Source organism: Accumulibacter sp. (genome assembly GCF_023806635.1).
GTDB lineage: Bacteria > Pseudomonadota > Gammaproteobacteria > Burkholderiales > Rhodocyclaceae > Accumulibacter.
Map to the genome: position 1 here is coordinate 20,591 of NZ_JAMTDQ010000029.1, position 18,378 is coordinate 38,968.

Genomic DNA, 18,378 nt, shown 5'->3' on the forward strand with positions numbered 1-18,378 from the left:
TGCTTGCGACGCTGCCCATGGCCGGAACCGCGGCGGCCGATCTGAAGGTTGGGTACGTGAATACGCAGCGGCTGTTCCGCGATGCGCCGGCGGCCGTCAAGGCGGCGAAGAAGATCGAACAGGAATTCTCCAAGCGGGACCAGGACCTGCAGCGTCTGGCGAAGCAGGTTCAGGGCCTGCAGGAATCGCTGGAGAAGGGCGGCCTGACCATGTCCGAGCCGGAAAGACGCGCCAAGGAGAAGGATCTCGCCGAATTGTCACGCGAGTTCCAGCGCAAGCAGCGCGAGTTCCGCGAGGATCTCAACCTGCGGCAGAATGAGGAAAACGCTGCCATCATCGAGAAGGCGAACAAGGCGATCAAGCAGCTTGCCGACAGCGAGAAGTACGACCTGATCGTGCAGGATGTGGTCTGGGTCAGCCCGCGGCTCGACATCACGGACAAGGTCATCAAGGCACTGTCGGAATCCAGGGACCCGGCGAAGTAGTCCACACCAGCGCCACCGATGGCGGCCGGTTTGCGACTGGACGAGATCGTCGCCCGTCTTGGCGGTGTGCTGCAGGGCGACGGGTCGCTCGTCGTGTCGCAGGTCGGCACGCTGCAGTCGGCGCGGGCGGGCGAGATTGCCTTCCTCGCCAATCCGAAGTACCGCGCGCAGCTGCAGACGACGCTGGCATCGGCGGTCATCGTGCCGCCGCAGTTTGCCGCCGAGACCGAACTGCCGCGGATCGTGCACCAGAATTCGTACGCCTACTACGCGCGCGTCGTTGGCCTGCTGAATCCGCCGGCAGCCCGCCGGCCGGGTGTCCATCGCGGTGCCGTGGTGCACTCGCCGGTGCCGGCATCGGCCTGCATCGGCGAGAATGTCGTCGTCGGCAGGGGGGTGCAGCTCGGCGACAACGTGACGCTGCAGCCCGGTTGCGTGATTGGCGACGGGGTGGCGATCGGCGACGATTCGCTGCTGCATCCGAACGTCGTCGTCTATGATCGCTGCGTGATCGGCAGGCGGGCGATCATCCACTCGGGGGCGGTGATCGGCTCCGACGGCTTCGGTTTTGCCAGGGAGGGCGAGCGCTGGATCAAGATTCCGCAGATCGGCCGGGTGGTGATCGGCGATGATGTCGAGATCGGAGCCAACACCTCGATCGACCGTGGCGCGCTCGACGACACGCTGATTGCCGACGGAGTCAAGCTCGACAACCAGATTCAGGTCGGTCACAACTGCAGCATCGGCGAGAACGCCGCGATGGCCGGCTGCGTCGGCATCGCCGGCAGCACGCGTATCGGTCGGCGGTGCACCATTGGCGGCGCCGGCATGATCAGCGGCCACCTGGAACTCGGCGACGACGTGCACATTTCCGGCGGCACCCTGGTCGCCCGCAGTCTGAGCCGCCCGGGGCAGTACACCGGGGTCTTCCCGCTCGATGAACATGCCGACTGGTTGCACAATGCGGCGCAGCTCAGACGCCTGGCCAGGCTCGTCGAACGGGTCGCCGAACTTGAGAAGAAGATCAAACTGATGGAGACAACGTCTTGAACGCTATGGATATCAAGGAAGTCCTCGAGCACCTGCCGCATCGCTATCCGTTCCTGCTGGTGGATCGTGTCCTCGATTGCCAGCCCGGCCGGTCGATCCATGCCTACAAGAACGTGACGATCAACGAACCGTTCTTTCCCGGGCACTTCCCGCATCACCCGGTGATGCCGGGCGTGCTGATCACCGAGGCGCTGGCACAGGCCGCCGGCATCCTGTCGTTCCGCAGTCTCGGCGAGAAGCCTGACCTGCACTCGCTCTTCTTCTTCGTCGGCATCGACAAGGCGCGCTTCAAGAAGACGGTGACCGCGGGCGACCAGCTCCATCTGCACGTCAGCATCCAGCGCCAGTTTCGCAACATCTGGAAGTTCGAGGCGCGGGCGGTGGTCGATGGCGAGACGGTCGCCGAAGCCGAGCTGATGTGCGCCAAGAGCAACATCGCCTGAGATTCCGGAAGCGGCCGCCATGATCCACCAGACAGCCATCATCCATGCCGGTGCGCGACTCGGGACGAACGTGACGGTCGGTGCCTATTCGATCATCGGCGAGGACGTCGAGATTGGCGACAACACGACCATCGGGCCGCACGTCGTCGTCACCGGGCGGACGCGCATCGGTTGCGACAACCGCATCTACCAGTTCGTGTCACTCGGCGAGGTGCCGCAGGACAAGAAGTACGGCGGCGAGCCGACGTGCCTCGAGATCGGTGACCGCAACACGATCCGCGAGTTCTGCACCTTCAACATCGGCACGGCGCAGGATGTCGGCATCACCCGTGTCGGTGACGACAACTGGATCATGGCCTACGTGCATATCGCGCATGACTGCCAGGTCGGCAGCCGCACGATCTTTGCCAACAACGCGCAACTCGCCGGTCACGTCCATATCGGGGACTGGGCGATCCTTGGCGGTTTCGCCGGCGTGCACCAGTTCTGCCGCGTTGGCGCGCACAGCATGATCGCTGCCGGATCGGTCGTCATCCAGGACGTTCCGCCCTATGTCATGGCTGCCGGCAACAGCGCCGGCCCCTACGGCATCAACGCCGAGGGCCTGAAACGGCGAGGCTTCTCGCCGGAGGCGCTGCTGACGCTGAAACGTGCCTACCGCACCATCTACAAGTCGGGCCTGATGCTCGAGGAAGCGCGCGCCAAGCTGCAGGATGAGGTCAAGGCTCATCCCGAGATACAGCCGTTGCTCGACTTCCTCGCCGTTTCGAGGCGCGGCATCATCCGATGACCGCTGGCGTGGTCCGGATCGCGCTGGTGGCCGGTGAGGCATCGGGCGACCTCCTGGCCAGCCAGCTCATCGAGGCCATCCGCCGCCGGCTGCCGCAGGCGGTGTTCTTCGGCATCGGCGGTCCGCGGATGCTGGGCAAGGGCTTCGACTCCTGGTACCCGCTCGAGAAGCTGGCGGTGCGCGGCTACGCCGAGGTCCTGCGCCACTTTCGCGAGATCGTTGCCATCCGTCGCGGTCTGCGACGGCGCCTGCTGGCCGACCCGCCGGACGTTTTCATCGGCGTCGATGCGCCCGACTTCAACCTTGGTCTGGAGCGGGCACTGAAGCGGCACGGCGTGACGACCGTCCATTACGTCAGTCCGTCGATCTGGGCCTGGCGTGGCGAGCGCATTCACAGGATCGGCGCGGCAGTCTCGCGTGTCCTCGCACTGTTCCCCTTCGAACCGGCGATCTACGAGCGGCAGGGGATTCCCGTCAGCTACGTCGGCCATCCGCTCGCCGACATGCTGCCGCTCGACGATGAGCGTGACGCGACGCGTGAGCTCCTGGGCTTTCCCGAACAGCAGGCCGTTTTTGCCCTTTTGCCGGGCAGTCGGCAGTCGGAGTTGCAGTACATGGCCGATACCTTCATCGAGACCGCGCGCCGGATTCACCGGGCGATCCCCGATGCGGCCTTCGTCGTGCCGCTGGCGACGCGCGAGACGCGCGGCATGTTCGAGGCCGCGCGGCAGCGATGCGCCGCCGACGACCTGCCACTGCGTCTTCTGTTCGGCCACGCGCACCAGGCGATGATGGCTGCCGACGTCGTTCTCGTCGCCAGCGGGACGGCCACGCTCGAAGCGGCTCTGCTCAAGCGACCGATGGTCATCGCATACAGGATGGCGCCGTTCTCCGCCTGGCTGATGCGCCGCATCGGCGGCTACCTGCCCTATGTTGGCCTGCCGAACGTTCTCGCCGGCAGGTTCGTCGTCCCCGAGTTCCTGCAGGACGACGCGACGCCGGCGAACCTCGCCCAGGCCGTCCTCAACCTGTACGCAGACCGGGGCGTGCGCGCCGGTCTGCAGACGCTCTTTCATTCACTGCATCTGCAGTTGCGGCAGAACGCCGCCGAGAAAGCCGCCCAGGCCGTCATCGGCTGCCTGCCGGCTGCGATCCGCGAGCATGCCGGCGCTGCTGCAGGCTGAGGGGCTCGCCTGCGGCGTCGATGAGGCAGGGCGTGGCCCGCTGGCCGGCCCGGTTGTGGCTGCAGCGGTAATCCTCGATCCGCGGCGGCCGATTGCCGATCTCGATGATTCGAAGAAGCTCGGCGCTGCGCGGCGGCTGCGGCTCGCCGACGAGATCCGCAGCCAGGCCCTCGCCTGGGCCGTCGCCGAGGCGTCGGTCGACGAGATCGACCGCCTCAACATCCTGCAGGCGAGCCTGCTCGCCATGCAGCGTGCGGTCAGCGGGCTGATCGATCGCTACGGCGTGCTGCCAGCGCAGATTCTCGTCGACGGTGCGCATTGCCCGGGTTTCGCCGTTCCCGCGCAGGCGGTGATCGGCGGCGATGGCCGCATCGGCCAGATCGCTGCCGCGTCGATCCTGGCGAAGACGGTGCGCGATGCCGGCATGCAGGCGTTGCACGCCGCCCATCCGCAGTATGGATTCGACCGCCACAAGGGCTACCCGACGCCAGCTCACCTGCGTGCCCTGCTGGCGTACGGGCCGTGCCCCGCGCACCGGCGCAGCTTTGCCCCGGTTGCCCGCCTGCTGCCGCCATGAAGCGGATCAGTTCGCGCGACAATGCGCACTACCGCGAGCTGAAGCGCCTGCACGCAAGCGCCCGCGAGAGGCGTCGCAGTGGCCGCCTGCTGCTCGACGGCATGCATCTGATCACTGCCTACCAGCAGCGCTGTGGCAGCCCCCTCGAGATCGTCATCAGCGACAGCGCTGCCGGGCGGAGGGAGGTCGTCGACCATCTGGCGAACTGCCCGCCCGCCATTCCGGTCACGCAGTTGCCGGATGCACTGTGGGGCGAACTGGCTCTGGTCGATACGCCGAGCGGCATCATGGCCGTTGCCGCCTGGCCGCAGCCGGCCACGACGATCGACCTGGCGGCCGATACGGTCGTGCTCGATGGCGTCCAGGATCCCGGCAACGTCGGCTCGATCCTGCGCAGCGCAGCGGCGGCCGGGTTTCAGCAGATCCTGCTGTCGGCGGACTGCGCCCAGGCCTGGTCGCCGAAGACGCTGCGTGCCGGCATGGGAGCCCATTTCCAGCTCGCCATCCACGAGGGCGGCGACCTGCCCGCGTTTCTCACCTCCTACCATGGCCAGAGCATCGCGACCGCCGTCGGCGCGGCCGCCGACCTCTACTCGGCCGGACTGGCGCCAGCGGTCGCCTGGGTCTTCGGCAGCGAAGGGCAGGGCTTGCGCGCGGCGGTGCTGGCGGCGACGCAACTGCAGGTGAGCATCCCGATGCCCGGCGACTGTGAGTCGCTGAACGTCGCCGCTGCCGCCGCCGTCTGCCTGTTCGAGACGGTCAGGAGAAGGCATCCGGCGGCAGACGGCGGCGGCTGACTGCGACGCCGTCGGTGGGCCAGCAGCATCGGTCGCGCGCGATATCCGCGGTCGCCGAGTCGACCTTGCCGGCGTCGGTGGGCGTGCCATCGTTCGGCGGGCTCATGCGTAGTCCGGCCGGAAGGCTTCCTCCGGACGGGCCAGCGGTGCGTCACCGCTCCAGTACGGAGAGAGCTTTCGCAACTTCGCGATCACCGGCGGGACGGCGGCGATGACTTGCTCCACTTCCTGTGCCGTGTTGTAGCGTGAGAGCGAAAAGCGTATCGTCCCGTGCGCGGCTGTATAGGGGATCGCCATCGCCCGCAGGACATGCGACGGCTCGAGTGAGCCCGAGGTGCAGGCCGATCCCGAGGAAGCTGCAATGCCCTGCTGGTTCAGGAGCAGCAGGATGCCTTCGCCCTCGACATACTCAAAGGCGATGCTCGTGGTGTTCGGCAGACGGTAGAGCGTGTCGCCATTGACGAAGGCGTTCCTGACGCTGCCGAGAATGCCCCGTTCGAGGCGGTCACGCAGGCGCTTGACGGTCGTGTTCTCTTCCCTCATGTACTGCTGGGCGAGTCCGCAAGCAACGCCCAGGCCGACGATCGACGCCGAGTTCTCGGTACCGGCGCGTCGCCCGCGCTCCTGGTGACCGCCGCGCAGGAGTGGGCGGAAACGGGTGTTGCGGCGGACATACAACACCCCGATACCCTTCGGTGCATGCAGCTTGTGGCCGGAGAGCGAGAGCATGTCGATCTTCGTCTTCTTCAGGTCGATGGCAACCTTGCCGACGGCCTGTACGGCGTCGGTGTGAAAGGGAATGCCCTGCGCGTGCGCCATCTCCGCCATCTCCTCGACCGGAAACAGCGTACCCGTTTCATTGTTCGCCCACATCGCCGAAACGATTGCCACGCGATCGTTGAGCAGCGAAGCATACTCGTCGAGATCGAGCCGCCCCTTGCCGTCGACGCGCAGGCGATGCACGACGCAGTCCTCCTTCTCGAGCCACTGGCACAGGCTGAGGATCGCCGGGTGCTCGACCGTCGTGGTGATCACCGTCCGTCGTTCCGGATTGGCTTTCAACGCGGAGAGGATGGCGGTCGCGTCGGCCTCGGTCCCACAGGAATTGAACACGATCTCGCTGTCGTGCGCTGCGCCGAGCAGCGACTGGACCTGCCCGCGCGCCTCCTTGAGCGCCTTGCCGACGCGCGATCCAAAGCTGTGGATTGAGGAAGCATTGCCGAACTGCTCGGTAAAGTAGGGCAGCATCGCTGCCACGACGGCTGGATCACAGGCGGTGGTGGCATTGTTGTCCATGTAGATCGGTTGCATGGCTTCTCCCATGGAATGACTCAGCTACGCGCGGACCAGTGGGGCGATCGGCAGCACCTGCACCAGTTCGCCCAGCGTTTCGCTGAGCTTCTGTTGTACGCCGCCGAGCGTGGCGGCTTGCATCGCGCATCCCTGGCAGGCACCGCTGAGTTCGACGTAGATGTTCCTGCCATCGATCTCGACCAGGGTGACATCGCCGTGCTCACGTTGCAGCAGAGGTCGGATCTCCTCCAGGGTCTCCTCGATCCTGCGGATTCGCTGGTAATTGGTCAGTTTGGGCATGTCGGGCGTGCCGCTGCTCGCCACAGGCGCCCGCGTCGGCTTCACCTCCCTGGCGTAAAGCCGGCCATTGACGGCAATCAGGATGTCCTCGATCTTCTCGTGACACGCCGAGCAGCCACCACCGGCCTTGGTGTAGTTGGCCACTTCCTCGATCGTCCGCAAGCTGTTGGCGCGGACCGTGTCTTCGATCATCACGGTATCGATGGCGAAGCACTTGCAGATCAGTTCGCCCTCCTCGTGATCATCCTTCCAGCTCTCACCGCGATAGTCGGCAACCGCAGCCTGCAGCGCCTCACGCCCCATCACCGAGCAGTGCATCTTTTCCGGCGGCAGTCCATCGAGATAATCGGCGATGTCCTGATTGCTGACCCGCAGCGCTTCATCCAGCGTCTTTCCCTTGATGATCTCGGTCAGTGCCGACGACGAGGCGATTGCCGAGCCGCAGCCGAAAGTCTGGAAGCGCGCGTCGTCGATGACCTCGGTCTCCGGATTGACCCGCAGCATCAGGCGGAGCGCGTCACCGCACTTGATCGAACCGAAGTCACCTGTGCCATTCGCGCCGTCGAGGGGCCCCGAGTTTCTCGGGTTGAAGAAATGCTCCCGCACCTTGTCGGAGTAGTCCCACATGGCGGTCTCCTCAGGCGGTGAACGACTGCCCGCAGGCGCAGGCGCCGGCAACGTTCGGATTGGTGAACCGGAAGCCGGTGCGGGTGAGGCTGTCGACGAAATCGACACTCAGGCCGTCGAGCAGCGAGTGGCTCAGCGGATCAACCAGCAGGGGGGCCGCGGCACCAACGTCGAGTGCCAGGTCATCAGCGGCCTTGTCCTGCTCGAGGCGAAGACCGTACTGCAGGCCGGCGCAACCGCCGCCGGAGACAAAAATGCGCAGGCCGGCAACCGGCGCCTCGGTGGCCTTGACGAAGCGGATGATGGCCTTCAGCGCCGCAGGGGTCAGGTGGATCATGAGGTGCTCTCCTTGAGAAAGGGTGGGTTCCCTGAGGCGGATACCGCAAGCTTCGTACCAGGCTGGTAGAGTGCACGCAACACCATGAATTTGAACGACTACTCCGATCTCGATCGGGGCCTTGAGGATGTCGTAAACCCGACACGCCGGATTGCCACACGATCGCCGGCGACCACGCCGGCGGCCGTTCCGAGTTCAGCCGCCTGCTGCCTCGTAGGTGTAGCAGTCCTTCGGACAGACGCGGCCGCAGGCACCACAGCCGATGCAGTCGCCGGCGTTGGCGATGGTCATCACCATCATTTCGTCATCGTCATCGGCATCATCGTCCGCCTCGGCCAGCAACTGCTCGCTGCGCTCGACCAGATCGAGAACGTTCCGTGGACAGACCTTGTAGCAGCGGCCGCAGCCAATGCACTTCTTCGGATCGAGAAAACTCACGAATTGCGGGATCCACTCGTCCCCGCCGCGGGTGCGTCCGGTGATGATGCCCATGCGCCTATCCTTTCAGCGCCGCCTGCAGCCGGGCATTGGCTTCCGCCCAAGACTGGCACGCGAGGATCGTTGCCTGTGAGGTTTCCGGAAGCTCCTGCCAGGCCGCAGGCAAGCCGTCCTCGACCAGATCGTGAAGCCTCGCCGCCTGCTCTGCGGCGAGGCGCTTGAGCTTCTTCACCTGCCGATCGAGTTCCCTGATTTCGTCTTCGCTCATCGTCCCACCCTCACAGACCGGCCACTTCGGGGAATCGGCCAATGACGCCGAGCGCCGCGGCGAGATGCTTGTCGGCCTCACTCTTCATTTGCCGCAGCGACTCGAAACCGAAGCGATGCACGTCGCGCAGCGTCCGATCCATGGCCACCAGCTTGCCGACCGTGATCAGCGCGCGTCCGAAGCCTTCATGGGTGACGTGCAGGAATGGCACCGCCATCTGTCCACATTCCTTTTCGATCAACACGGCGAGGGCGTTGTGGAAGACCCTGACGCGGGCCAGCGTCGGCTCGTCGGGGTCGCCGACGGTCGGCAGCGCGCGCTTCTGCGCCTTGCTCACGACGTAGCCGGCGAGGATCGACGACGCCGGCTTGCCGTCCCACAGGCCATAGCTGTCGAGCGCCCGGGTCTGGCGCAGCATCTCCCGGATGAATTCGGTGGCATAGATTGGCGAATCAGCGGACTCGATGCCGGATACGAGGGCAACACCGGTACTCATGGGCATTCTCCGGGAAAGGGCTGGCTTGGACAGGTGACGGAAGCGGATGGCTGCAGGCGCTTGGCAAGCAGCCGGCGGTGCAGCAGTCGGACCAGCAACAGGCCGCTGACCAGGCCGATGGCGGCACCGAGGGCGGCGGCGGCGTCGCCCGCGAAGGACGACACGGCCGCGCCGAGCAGCAGCAGCAGGGCCGGGAGGAGATAGCCGATCGCCACCCCGAGCGCGAAATTCGCCTGATCCAGTTCGAGGAGCACCGGGTCGCCGACCGAGGCGTTCGGCGGTGCGACGATGCGGATGATGCGCCCGCCACCGTCAGCGCAGACGGCGCGTGCCCTGCAGCCCTGACAGCTCGAAGCAACGGCCATGCGTACGTCGGCTGAGTCGCCGTGCAGCGCGACCAGCCGGCCGCGGGCTTCCAGAATGTCCGCCATCATTCCTCCCAGCCCTCGTCGAGCATGCGACCGAAGCGGGTGTCGTCGCCGTCGCGGCGGCGACTCGCCTTGTCGACCCAGTCGATGCCGCCGGCGCGGATCGCCCGGCTGAGTTGCCGCAGGAGGAGGTCGATTCCGGTCTCGTCGTCGAGCCGTACGGGTTGCACGCCAGCGGCGAGCAGCTGCTTCACCGCCGAAGCGCCGGCGGCCAGGCAGTAGACGGCACCGCAACCTGCCAGGGCAGCAACCCGTGCCGGCAGTCTGGCTTCGTTGGCATCCAGGGCAGCCGGCGGAAACTCGACAATCTCGACCAGTCGCGCCCGCTCACCGTCCACCGCATAGACGGCGAAGCCCGCGGCGGCGCCGAAGTGCTGGTTCACCGTGCTGCGGTCGCTGCTGGCGAAGGCTACCCTGAGCATGTCCGGCGTCTCGCTAGTGGTGGGCGAGGCCAGCGCCAGACGGCGCCCGCGCCAGCGCGTCGACGTCGCCGACACGGTAGATCGATCGGTGGACCGGAAGCTCATGGTGGTTCTCGCGAACGAGGTTGGCGATGTCGAACAAGGCCTGCCGGGCGCCGCGATAGCCGACCCACGCCCGTGCATGGCCACCGACCCAGTCATACTGGGGGAAGCCGGCGCGCAAGAGAGGTACCTGCAGGCGTTGCGCGCCGGGTGCGGCGTGCGAGTTGGCGACGAGGAGCTGGGCGCGCTGCGCCCGTGCGGCATGTTCCAGGTCCTCGAGATCGCCGATGCGCACGCAGGCTGCCGGCAGATCGGCGAGTACGTCGGCATGCGTCGACGCGACGGCGGCGACGATCTCACCGCCGACGCCAGCGAGAAGCTGCGCCAGCGCCAGCAGCAGATCGGGGTCAGCGGCGATGCCGACACGCAGGAAGCCGGTCATGAAATGGGTGTCGACCATCGCGTCCTGCAGTTGCGCGCGTTGGCGCTCGATCACCGGAGGGACTGGCTGGCCCGAGATTTCAGCAAGTGCCAGGGTGAAGGCATCGCAGGCGTCGAGGCCGAGCAGATGATCGAAACGGCAATCCGGTACGCCACTGCGGGCGCGCAGCAGGTCGGCCGCCTTGTGCAGCGAACGACCGATGACGACGGTGGCGGCAGCGCCACCGAGCGTCGCGACGGCGGCTTTCGGCGTCCCGCCCAGCGTCAGCGGGGTACTGTCCTGATCGATCAGATGACCGTCGAGTGAATCGCCGAGGTCGGGCAGGAACACCGGCTGCAGACCGAAGGCTTCGATCCATTCCTTGATCGCTTCGACGTCGCCCGGCGTCAGCATCGACGACGCGAGGACGTTGACCTGCCTGCTGTCGCTCGCAGCCAGTGCTGTCCCGGGGCCGGCGGGAAGCAGCGTGTCGATGATCGCCTCGACGGCGAGGGCAAAGCCGGACTCGAGGCAGCCACGGTAGTCCGGCGTGTTCACCGGTACCACGGCGGTGCTCGCAAACTCCGGATGCCGGCGGCGGAACTCGCGCACCAGGCGTGCCACGTCGCAGCCCTGCGTCTCCGAGAGACCGGTCGTCGGCAGGCCGATGATCTCCGGCCGACTTTTCTCGCAGAGCACGCGCAGGCCCTCGATGACGTTCTCGTCGGCGCTCATGATGGTCGACACCTGATCCATCGCCGTCGTCTGCAGCGGGATCGGCTCGCGGAAATGGCGTACCAGGAACACCTTGCCGAAGGCGGTACAGCCCTGCGAGCCGTGCAGCATCGGAATCGCCTGCCGCAGCCCGAGGAAAGCCAGGGCGGCGCCAATCGGCTGCCCGGCCTTGAGCGGATTCACCGCCAGTGGCCTGGCGCGCTTGAGGATTTCAGGCATCGGCCGCTCCGGCAGCCGGCAGCGCGTCGCCCACGGCCGCCGCGGCGTGCCATGGCGCCGGCGCCCGCACCTTTTGCCACACCGGCGACCCCAGCGTCAGCGCGAGCTGGCGCACCAGTTCCAGCATGCCGCCATAGCCAGCGTAGCCGAATTCCCTTTCCTGATTGATGTCGAGGAAGGGGATGCGGGCCTTCATGGCGGTGTACAGGTTGCGCCCGCCGGCGATCAGGATGTCCGCCTGATGGTCCCTGTAGGCCTGCAGCAGTGCCTTCGGGCTGCCGTCGGTGATCATCTGCGTCGCTTCGCCCATGATCTCGCGGATGCGCGCCTTGTCCTCCTCGGTCGATTTCTTGGTGCCGGTGGCGACCACGGTCATGCCGAGCTCCTGCAACGCGGACACCACCGACCAGCTCTTGACGCCGCCGGTGTAGAGCAGCACTCGCTTGCCGGCGAGCCGCGCTTGCCAGGGTTCGAGGGCGGCGCGAGCGGAGCGCTCCTCGCGGACGATCATCGCCTCGGTGCGGGCCGTGAGATCGCCGTCGCCGAGCACGTGGGCGAAGTCGCGGAAGGCCTGTGAGGTGTCGCTGATGCCATAGAAGCTGCCCTCGAAGAAGGGCACGCCGAAGTCGCTTTCGAGTTTGCGCGCGACGTTGAGCAGCGCCTTGGCGCAGACCACCATCGACGCCTCTGCGCGATGCATGGTCTGCACCTCATGGAAGCGTGCGTCGCCCGAGAGCGTGCACAGAATGCGCAGGCCCAGTTCGTCGAACAGCGGCGCGACATGCCAGAACTCGCCGGCGATGTTGTATTCGCCGATGAGATTCACATCGTGCACCCGAATGCCGGGCCGGTGCGCCGACGCCGCGACCGGTGCCGGCTCGCGAGTGCCGATCACGTACTTGAACATGGCTTCGCCGGCAATGCGATTGCCGAGATTCTTGGTGCCGTAGAAGCCGGCGCAGTCGACCGGTACCACCGGCACACCCCAGCGCGCGCTCGCCGCCCTGGCCACTGCCTCGAGATCGTCACCGATCAGCGCCGGAACGCAGGTGGAGTAGACGAAGACGGCCTTTGGCGCGTAGTCGTCGATCGCCTGCTTGATGGCCAGGAACAGGCGCTTCTCGCCACGGCCCATGATCACGTCCTGCTCGGTGAGGTCGGTGGTCATGCCGATACGGTAGAGCGTCGGGCCCGACGAGCGCGCGCCGCGGTTGTCCCAGGAGGCGCCAGAGCAGCCGATCGGCCCGTGCACGATGTGGGCGACGTCGGCAATCGGCAGCAGCGCGATCTGCGCGCCGTCGAACGAGCAGCCGCCTGCGGTCGCGCCCGGTTTGGTGCGCGCGCAGCCGGATTTCTCGCTCCTGTTGTGCGCACAGGCCGGCTCGTTCAGCAGTTGGGCAATTTCGGCTGTCTTCATGGCGTCGTTCCTCTGTCCCGGCTCATGACGCAAATGCCGTGCCATCGCCAACCGCCTGATTCCGCATGCTTGCCCCTGGGCGCGGCTCTGTCGGGTTTGCGACATTGTCGCGTCGAACGAAGCGGCGGGCCGCCACCGGCCGGTCAGGGCACGGGACCGGCAGGCCCGCGCCCATTGAACGGGCGGGATCAGGTGCGACTGCCCGGAAGCCTGGCGTGGATCCTGCTAGAACTTCATCGTCCGCCACCAGGGAGTCCTGCATGCCGATCCCGACCGACAAGCCGCCAAGCGTGCGTCGCGGCGACGAACTGCGCACACTCGCCGTGCGTGGCGTCGTCGGTGAATCGCTGAAGGCCGGCCGCCAGCCGTTGATCCGCGGCCTCCCGCAAGAGCGTCTGCAAGCGGTCCTGACGGACCTTTTCCCCGGCAAGCGGTTCGCGGCGGCTCCCGCGGTGAGGACTCCCGACGCTGGTGGCGACGAGTTTGCCGATCTCCTCGACTTGTTGCTCGAACACCTGGCGCTGCCCGACGAAGCGGGCACCTGCCTGTGTCATGCCATCGCGACGGCGGCGATGGGCGAGAACCACCTCTGGCAGGACATGGGCCTGCCCGACCGCCGGGCGCTTTCGCAACTGCTGTGCGACAACTTCCCCGTCCTGGCGGCGAAGAACGTCGGCGACATGAAGTGGAAGAAGTTCTTCTACCGGCAGCTCTGCGAGCGCGCCGGCGTGCCGATCTGCAAGGCGCCCCACTGCGCCGAGTGCTGCGACCGCGCACTCTGCTTCGGGCCGGAGGAAGGCCAAGGGTGATGCGGGCTTTCTTCTCAACCCCGTTCTGTAGCGGGCACAGTACCTGGCCGCTTCGACCTTGACACGAGGACTTCCGATGCTCCGTCGGCCCTTCCTCGCCGTCGCCCTGCTGACTGCGGCGTCGGTCCATTCGGACGAGATCCATATCGCCGTTGCGGCAAACTTCGCCTCGCCGATGCAGAAGATCGCCGCCGAGTTCGAAAAGGAGAGCGGCCACACCATCGTTGCATCGTTCGCTTCAACCGGCAAGCTCTACGCGCAGATCAAGGCCGGCGCGCCCTTCGAAGTTCTGCTCGCCGCCGACGACGAAACCCCGGCACGCCTGGAGAAGGAAGGCGACGGCGTTGTCGGCAGCCGCTTCACCTACGCCGTCGGCAGACTCGTGCTCTGGAGCCGGAGGGAGGGCTTCGTGGACGACAGGGGGGAAGTACTCCGACGCAACGACTTCCAGCACCTCGCACTGCCCAACCCCAGGCTCGCGCCCTACGGCGCAGCCGGCATCCAGACGCTGCAGGCGCTTGCTTTGCTCGACAGGCTTCAGTTGAAGTTCGTCACTGCCGAGAACATCAGCCAGGCCTACCAGTTCGTTGCCTCCGGCAACGCCGAACTCGGCTTTGTCGCACTGTCGCAGGTATATCGGCAGGGTCGCATCGCTGCAGGGTCGGGGTGGATCGTGCCGCCGCAGCTCCACGACCCGATCCGCCAGGACGCGCTTCTGCTCGCCAGAGGCAAAGGCAGCCCGGGTCCCGCAGCGCTACTGACGTACCTGCGTGGCGACAAGGCCCGGTCGATCATCAGGTCCTTCGGTTACGAACTGTGAGCATCAGGGGAGCCGCGACCGAAGCCCATCTTCCGGTGAGCACCGTGCCGCCTGACCTGCCGCGGCGCGAGGTCGCGGTGGTTCGAGAGCCATGCTGAGCCCGTCCGACCTCGCTGCGGTCTGGCTGACGCTCAAGCTGGCCGGGACGGCCACGGCCGTCCTGCTCCTGCTCGGCACGCCGCTGGCCTGGTGGCTGGCGCGCACCCGGCACTGGGCGAAAGGCATGATCGGCGCCCTGGTCACGCTGCCGCTGGTGTTGCCGCCAACCGTTCTCGGCTTCTACCTGCTGGTGCTGATGGGGCCGGATGGAATGCTCGGCCGCCTGCTCGCGGCGGGCGGGCTGCAAGCGCTGCCCTTCACCTTCGCTGGCCTCGTCGTCGCCTCGGTGATCTACTCCATGCCTTTCGTCGTGCAGCCGTTGCAGCAGGCTTTCGAAGCCATCGGCGAGCAGCCGCTGGAGGCGGCGGCGACACTGCGTGCCGATCCCTGGGATACCTTCTTCGCAGTCGTGCTGCCGCTCGCCCGACCGGGTTTCATGACCGCGGGAGTCCTCGGCTTCGCGCACACGGTGGGTGAGTTCGGTGTGGTCCTGATGATCGGCGGCAACATTCCGGGCAAGACACAGGTGCTGTCGATGGCCATCTACAACCATGTCGAAGCGCTCGAGTACGAAGCCGCGCATCGGCTGGCTGCCGGCATGCTGGCTTTCTCGTTCACCGTCCTGCTGCTGCTCAACGCGCTGAAGCCGGAGCGGATCCGTTGAGCATCCGGGCTCGCTTCCACCTGCCTTACCCGGCTTTCACGCTGGACGTCGATCTCGATCTGCCGGGACAAGGCATCACCGCCTTCTTCGGACGTTCCGGATCGGGCAAGACGACACTGTTGCGCTGCATCGCTGGACTCGAAAAAGCCGCCGCCGGCTTCCTTTCGGTCAACGGCGAAATCTGGCAGGAGGGCGCGCGCCGGCTGCCCGTGCATCGCCGCCCGCTCGGCTACGTCTTCCAGGACGCGCGATTGTTCCCGCATCTCGACGTCGCCGCCAATCTCGACTTCGGGCGCCGCCGCATCGCCACGCATCAGTGTTGCGTGTCCCTCGCGCGGGCTGTCGAACTGCTCGGCATCGGCCACCTGCTCGAAAGGCGGTGCGAACGCCTGTCGGGTGGCGAGCGTCAGCGCGTGGCGATTGCACGCGCGCTCGCTACCAGCCCACGCCTGCTGCTGATGGACGAACCGTTGGCGGCGCTCGACCATGCGCGCAAGCAGGAAATCCTGCCCTACCTCGAGCAATTGCGCGACGAGATGGAGATTCCCGTCCTCTACGTGAGTCACGCCCCCGACGAGGTGGCGCGACTCGCCGATCATATCGTGGTCATCGACGACGGTCGCGCCGTCACGCAGGGGCCACTGGCCGAGGTCCTGGCACGCGTCGACCCGCCGTTGCGCCTCGGCGACGACGCTGGTGTCGTCTTCTCCGGCACGGTGGTCGAACGGGACGCGGAGTGGCATCTCGCCCGGATTGTCTTCGCTGGCGGCGAGGTCTGGGTGCGCGACGGTGGTGCCGCCGTCGGACGTCGCGTGCGCCTGCGCATCCTGGCGCGCGATGTGAGCATCGCGCGCAGCCGTCATGACGACGCCAGCATCATGAACCTGCTGCCGGCGACGGTGGTCAGCCATGTTGCCGAAGACCATCCAGCGGTCGCCCTGCTGCAGTTGCGCGTCGGCGACACGCCCATGCTGGCACGCCTGACCCGGCACTCCGCTTCGCGCCTCGAACTCGCACCGGGGCAGCAGGTATGGGCTCAGATCAAGGCGGTGGTGCTGGTCGGCTGAGCGCTCGGCAGCCGCCGTCCGCATCGCCGCGGCGCAAGCCGACAATTGCGTCGCAAACCCGACAATTCTCCGAGCAGAATCCTTAACACGCTGATTTGGTGCGGAATAATTGCTGGCACTGGAATTGCAGGTTGATGAGGGCCATGAACCACAACGCGTCGATCGATATCGTCATCAACGACACCACCCTGCGTGACGGGGAGCAGTCGGCAGGTGTCGCCTTCCGTCCCGGCGAGAAGATCGACATCGCGCGCCGCCTTGACGCTGTCGGCGTTCCCGAGCTGGAAATCGGCATTCCGGCGATGGGCGAGGCCGAACGCGCGAGCATCCGGGCGGTCGCCGCACTGCGACTGAAGGCGCGCCTGATGGTGTGGTCGCGGCTGGATCGTGCCGACATCGTGCTGGCGGCGAATCTCGGTGCGCACTCGATCGACATCTCCGTACCCGCCTCGGATCAGCATCTGCGCGCGAAGTTCCGACGGCATCGCCATTGGCTGCTGACGCAGATCGACGAGCACGTGCGGCTGGCGCGTGATCTCGGCTTCGGCGTCTGCGTCGGCGCCGAGGATGCATCGCGCGGTGACCCGGATCTGCTGGTGGCGATTGCCGAAGCCGCACAGGTCGCCGGCGCGGAGCGAATCCGTTTTGCCGATACGCTGGGCGTGCTCGATCCATTCGCCACCTGCGAGCGCATTCGTCACCTGCGTTCGCGATGCGACCTCGAAATCGAGATGCACGCCCACGACGACCTCGGGATGGCGACGGCCAACACACTGGCGGCCGTCCGCGCTGGCGCGACGCATCTCAACACGACCGTCAACGGGCTTGGTGAACGCTGTGGCAATGCGCCGCTCGAGGAAGTCGTACTGGGTCTGTATCTGTGCCAGGGAATCGAGACGGGCATCGATCTCGCCGGCTTGCCAGCGATCTCGCAGTGCGTCGCCGACGCTTCAGGGCGCCCCCTCTGCTGGCAGAAGAGCGTCGTCGGCGAAGGCGCCTTCACCCACGAAGCAGGAATTCACGTCGACGGCCTGCTCAAGGATCCGGCCAACTATCAGGGCTTCGATCCGCGCCTGGTGGGCCGGCGCCATCGTGTGGTTCTCGGCAAGCATTCCGGAGCCCGCGCCGTGCAACAGGTGATGGCGGGCCTCGGCCATGACCTGTCGGACACCTCGGCACGCGCTCTCCTGCAGCGGCTGCGAAGCTTCGTCGCCGAGCGGAAGCAAGCGCCGTCGGCGGCTGACCTCCTGGCCCTGCTGCACTCCTGAGGCAATGGCCAAGGACGATGACGATGGCTGACCGACTCGAACTGCTGGAACCTGGCGACGACGTGCTCTATTTCGACGAGCCCTGTCCGCCGCGCGTCGCGGCCCAGATCGACGCCGCGGCGCGGGACTACGGCCAGCCGGTGGCCGAGCACCGGCTGCTCTTTGCCTATCTTCTGGCGCCCGAGCAGTTGTCGGTTCTGGTCGCGCTGTACCGCTACTATTTCTATCAGCATCGCCTCGACGATGCGCTGCTCGTCGCCGAGCGGGCGCTGGAAGTCAGTGCACGCCGCCTGCAACTGGCCGGAGGCTGGCGCAACCTCGGACCACACACGCTCGGCGAGGTGGCAATGCGCTCGATGGGCATGCTGCGTTTCCATCTGCTGGCGCTCAAGGGATCGGCGGTGATCCTGCTGCGCCTTGGGGAAATCGGCGAGGCTTGCGCGCGCCTGCGGACGATTGCCGGGGTCGACCAGCGCGATGCACTCGGCGCTCGGCCGCTGCTCGAGGTCATCGATCGCCCCTACGCACCACTCACCGAAACCCTGGACTGACAGAGGAGAAAGGCATGGCTTGCCTCAACGACACCTTTGAAGACGAACTCGCCGAGTTGAGTTCGGCGGAGGAATTCCTCGAGTACTTCGGCATCGACTTTTCCGTGCCGGTCGTGCAGGTCAATCGCCTGCACATCCTGCAGCGCTTTCACGACTATCTGGCCACGCAGGAGGCCGGCAAGGCGCCGGGCTATCTCGCCTACCGTCACTGGCTGGCGCGCGCCTACACCGACTTCGTCGGCTCCAGCGCGCAGGCCGAAAAGGTATTCGCCGTCTTCGAGAAGGCGGCAGGGTCGTCCTTCGTTCCCCTCTCCTCGCTGACGGACTGAAC

Annotated in this window: 24 protein-coding genes; 14 read left to right on the forward strand and 10 right to left on the reverse strand. The window is 66.5% G+C overall.

Translation table 11 applies throughout. The annotated features are described in order from the left end of the window. Positions 1 to 17: 17 nt before the first annotated feature. From NFW30_RS04895 to NFW30_RS04925, 7 genes are read left to right on the forward strand one after another with little or no spacing between them, the layout of a single operon-like run. The gene (locus NFW30_RS04895; RefSeq protein WP_295352871.1) at positions 18 to 485 is read left to right on the forward strand and encodes an OmpH family outer membrane protein; all 468 of its coding nucleotides are present in this window, start codon (positions 18 to 20) and stop codon (positions 483 to 485) included. An 18-nt stretch (positions 486 to 503) separates the two neighbouring features. After that, complete coding sequence (gene lpxD, locus NFW30_RS04900) at positions 504 to 1,535, forward strand: UDP-3-O-(3-hydroxymyristoyl)glucosamine N-acyltransferase (protein WP_295352570.1); 1,032 nt, start codon at positions 504 to 506, stop codon at positions 1,533 to 1,535. Positions 1,536 to 1,540: 5 nt separating this feature from the next. Next, positions 1,541 to 1,978, forward strand: coding sequence for a 3-hydroxyacyl-ACP dehydratase FabZ (gene fabZ, locus NFW30_RS04905; RefSeq protein ID WP_295352874.1), 438 nt, complete (start codon positions 1,541 to 1,543; stop codon positions 1,976 to 1,978). 19 nt (positions 1,979 to 1,997) lie between these two features. Then, positions 1,998 to 2,768, forward strand: a complete 771-nt coding sequence (gene lpxA / locus NFW30_RS04910; protein ID WP_295352573.1) for an acyl-ACP--UDP-N-acetylglucosamine O-acyltransferase — start codon at positions 1,998 to 2,000, stop codon at positions 2,766 to 2,768. Further along, on the forward strand, positions 2,765 to 3,952 hold the full coding sequence (gene lpxB, locus NFW30_RS04915; RefSeq protein ID WP_295352576.1) for a lipid-A-disaccharide synthase: 1,188 nt from the start codon (positions 2,765 to 2,767) through the stop codon (positions 3,950 to 3,952). The genes lpxA and lpxB overlap by 4 nt, the downstream gene beginning before the upstream one ends. Further along, positions 3,930 to 4,529: a ribonuclease HII gene (gene rnhB / locus NFW30_RS04920; RefSeq protein WP_295352578.1), complete on the forward strand. Its 600-nt coding sequence runs from the start codon at positions 3,930 to 3,932 to the stop codon at positions 4,527 to 4,529. The genes lpxB and rnhB overlap by 23 nt, the downstream gene beginning before the upstream one ends. Then, positions 4,526 to 5,326 carry an RNA methyltransferase gene (locus tag NFW30_RS04925; protein ID WP_295352582.1) on the forward strand — a complete coding sequence of 267 codons (801 nt, stop codon included), beginning with the start codon at positions 4,526 to 4,528 and terminating at the stop codon, positions 5,324 to 5,326. Before rnhB ends, NFW30_RS04925 begins: the two co-directional genes overlap by 4 nt. A 102-nt stretch (positions 5,327 to 5,428) precedes the next feature. Here NFW30_RS04925 and nifS read toward each other — a convergent pair whose 3' ends face one another. From nifS to nifE, 10 genes are all read right to left on the reverse strand, one after another. Further along, the gene (gene nifS, locus NFW30_RS04930) at positions 5,429 to 6,637 is read right to left on the reverse strand and encodes a cysteine desulfurase NifS (RefSeq protein ID WP_295352585.1); all 1,209 of its coding nucleotides are present in this window, start codon (positions 6,635 to 6,637) and stop codon (positions 5,429 to 5,431) included. A 24-nt stretch (positions 6,638 to 6,661) separates the two neighbouring features. Beyond that, positions 6,662 to 7,546, reverse strand: a complete 885-nt coding sequence (gene nifU / locus NFW30_RS04935) for a Fe-S cluster assembly protein NifU (RefSeq protein WP_295352588.1) — start codon at positions 7,544 to 7,546, stop codon at positions 6,662 to 6,664. A 10-nt stretch (positions 7,547 to 7,556) separates the two neighbouring features. Beyond that, positions 7,557 to 7,883 carry an iron-sulfur cluster assembly accessory protein gene (locus NFW30_RS04940; protein ID WP_295352591.1) on the reverse strand — a complete coding sequence of 109 codons (327 nt, stop codon included), beginning with the start codon at positions 7,881 to 7,883 and terminating at the stop codon, positions 7,557 to 7,559. Between the two features lie 195 nt (positions 7,884 to 8,078). Next, complete coding sequence (gene fdxB / locus NFW30_RS04945) at positions 8,079 to 8,375, reverse strand: ferredoxin III, nif-specific (protein ID WP_295352594.1); 297 nt, start codon at positions 8,373 to 8,375, stop codon at positions 8,079 to 8,081. A 4-nt stretch (positions 8,376 to 8,379) separates the two neighbouring features. Continuing rightward, on the reverse strand, positions 8,380 to 8,589 hold the full coding sequence (locus tag NFW30_RS04950) for a CCE_0567 family metalloprotein (protein WP_295352597.1): 210 nt from the start codon (positions 8,587 to 8,589) through the stop codon (positions 8,380 to 8,382). 10 nt (positions 8,590 to 8,599) lie between these two features. Further along, the gene (locus NFW30_RS04955; protein ID WP_295352600.1) at positions 8,600 to 9,085 is read right to left on the reverse strand and encodes a NifX-associated nitrogen fixation protein; all 486 of its coding nucleotides are present in this window, start codon (positions 9,083 to 9,085) and stop codon (positions 8,600 to 8,602) included. Next, positions 9,082 to 9,516: a SoxR reducing system RseC family protein gene (locus NFW30_RS04960; RefSeq protein ID WP_295352603.1), complete on the reverse strand. Its 435-nt coding sequence runs from the start codon at positions 9,514 to 9,516 to the stop codon at positions 9,082 to 9,084. The genes NFW30_RS04955 and NFW30_RS04960 overlap by 4 nt, the downstream gene beginning before the upstream one ends. Next, complete coding sequence (locus tag NFW30_RS04965) at positions 9,516 to 9,935, reverse strand: NifB/NifX family molybdenum-iron cluster-binding protein (RefSeq protein ID WP_295352605.1); 420 nt, start codon at positions 9,933 to 9,935, stop codon at positions 9,516 to 9,518. Before NFW30_RS04965 ends, NFW30_RS04960 begins: the two co-directional genes overlap by 1 nt. A 13-nt stretch (positions 9,936 to 9,948) precedes the next feature. Beyond that, a complete protein-coding gene (gene nifN, locus NFW30_RS04970; RefSeq protein WP_295352608.1) occupies positions 9,949 to 11,352 on the reverse strand; it encodes a nitrogenase iron-molybdenum cofactor biosynthesis protein NifN in 1,404 nt (467 codons plus the stop codon). Next, on the reverse strand, positions 11,345 to 12,769 hold the full coding sequence (gene nifE / locus NFW30_RS04975) for a nitrogenase iron-molybdenum cofactor biosynthesis protein NifE (RefSeq protein WP_295352611.1): 1,425 nt from the start codon (positions 12,767 to 12,769) through the stop codon (positions 11,345 to 11,347). The genes nifN and nifE overlap by 8 nt, the downstream gene beginning before the upstream one ends. 260 nt (positions 12,770 to 13,029) lie before the next feature. Between nifE and NFW30_RS04980 the strand changes: the two genes are divergently transcribed. From NFW30_RS04980 to NFW30_RS05010, 7 genes are all read left to right on the forward strand, one after another. Further along, positions 13,030 to 13,578: a nitrogen fixation protein NifQ gene (locus tag NFW30_RS04980; RefSeq protein WP_295352613.1), complete on the forward strand. Its 549-nt coding sequence runs from the start codon at positions 13,030 to 13,032 to the stop codon at positions 13,576 to 13,578. A 76-nt stretch (positions 13,579 to 13,654) separates the two neighbouring features. Continuing rightward, entirely contained in the window at positions 13,655 to 14,398 is a 744-nt protein-coding gene (modA, locus tag NFW30_RS04985; protein WP_295352615.1) for a molybdate ABC transporter substrate-binding protein, read from the forward strand. 91 nt (positions 14,399 to 14,489) lie between these two features. Continuing rightward, positions 14,490 to 15,161 carry a molybdate ABC transporter permease subunit gene (gene modB, locus NFW30_RS04990; RefSeq protein ID WP_295371815.1) on the forward strand — a complete coding sequence of 224 codons (672 nt, stop codon included), beginning with the start codon at positions 14,490 to 14,492 and terminating at the stop codon, positions 15,159 to 15,161. Then, a complete protein-coding gene (modC, locus tag NFW30_RS04995; protein WP_295352621.1) occupies positions 15,158 to 16,228 on the forward strand; it encodes a molybdenum ABC transporter ATP-binding protein in 1,071 nt (356 codons plus the stop codon). The genes modB and modC overlap by 4 nt, the downstream gene beginning before the upstream one ends. Positions 16,229 to 16,371: 143 nt before the next feature. Continuing rightward, entirely contained in the window at positions 16,372 to 17,496 is a 1,125-nt protein-coding gene (gene nifV, locus NFW30_RS05000) for a homocitrate synthase (RefSeq protein ID WP_295352624.1), read from the forward strand. A 23-nt stretch (positions 17,497 to 17,519) separates the two neighbouring features. After that, positions 17,520 to 18,047, forward strand: coding sequence for a hypothetical protein (locus NFW30_RS05005; RefSeq protein WP_295352627.1), 528 nt, complete (start codon positions 17,520 to 17,522; stop codon positions 18,045 to 18,047). 14 nt (positions 18,048 to 18,061) lie between these two features. Next, positions 18,062 to 18,376 carry a nitrogenase-stabilizing/protective protein NifW gene (locus tag NFW30_RS05010; protein ID WP_295352629.1) on the forward strand — a complete coding sequence of 105 codons (315 nt, stop codon included), beginning with the start codon at positions 18,062 to 18,064 and terminating at the stop codon, positions 18,374 to 18,376. Positions 18,377 to 18,378 lie beyond the last annotated feature (2 nt).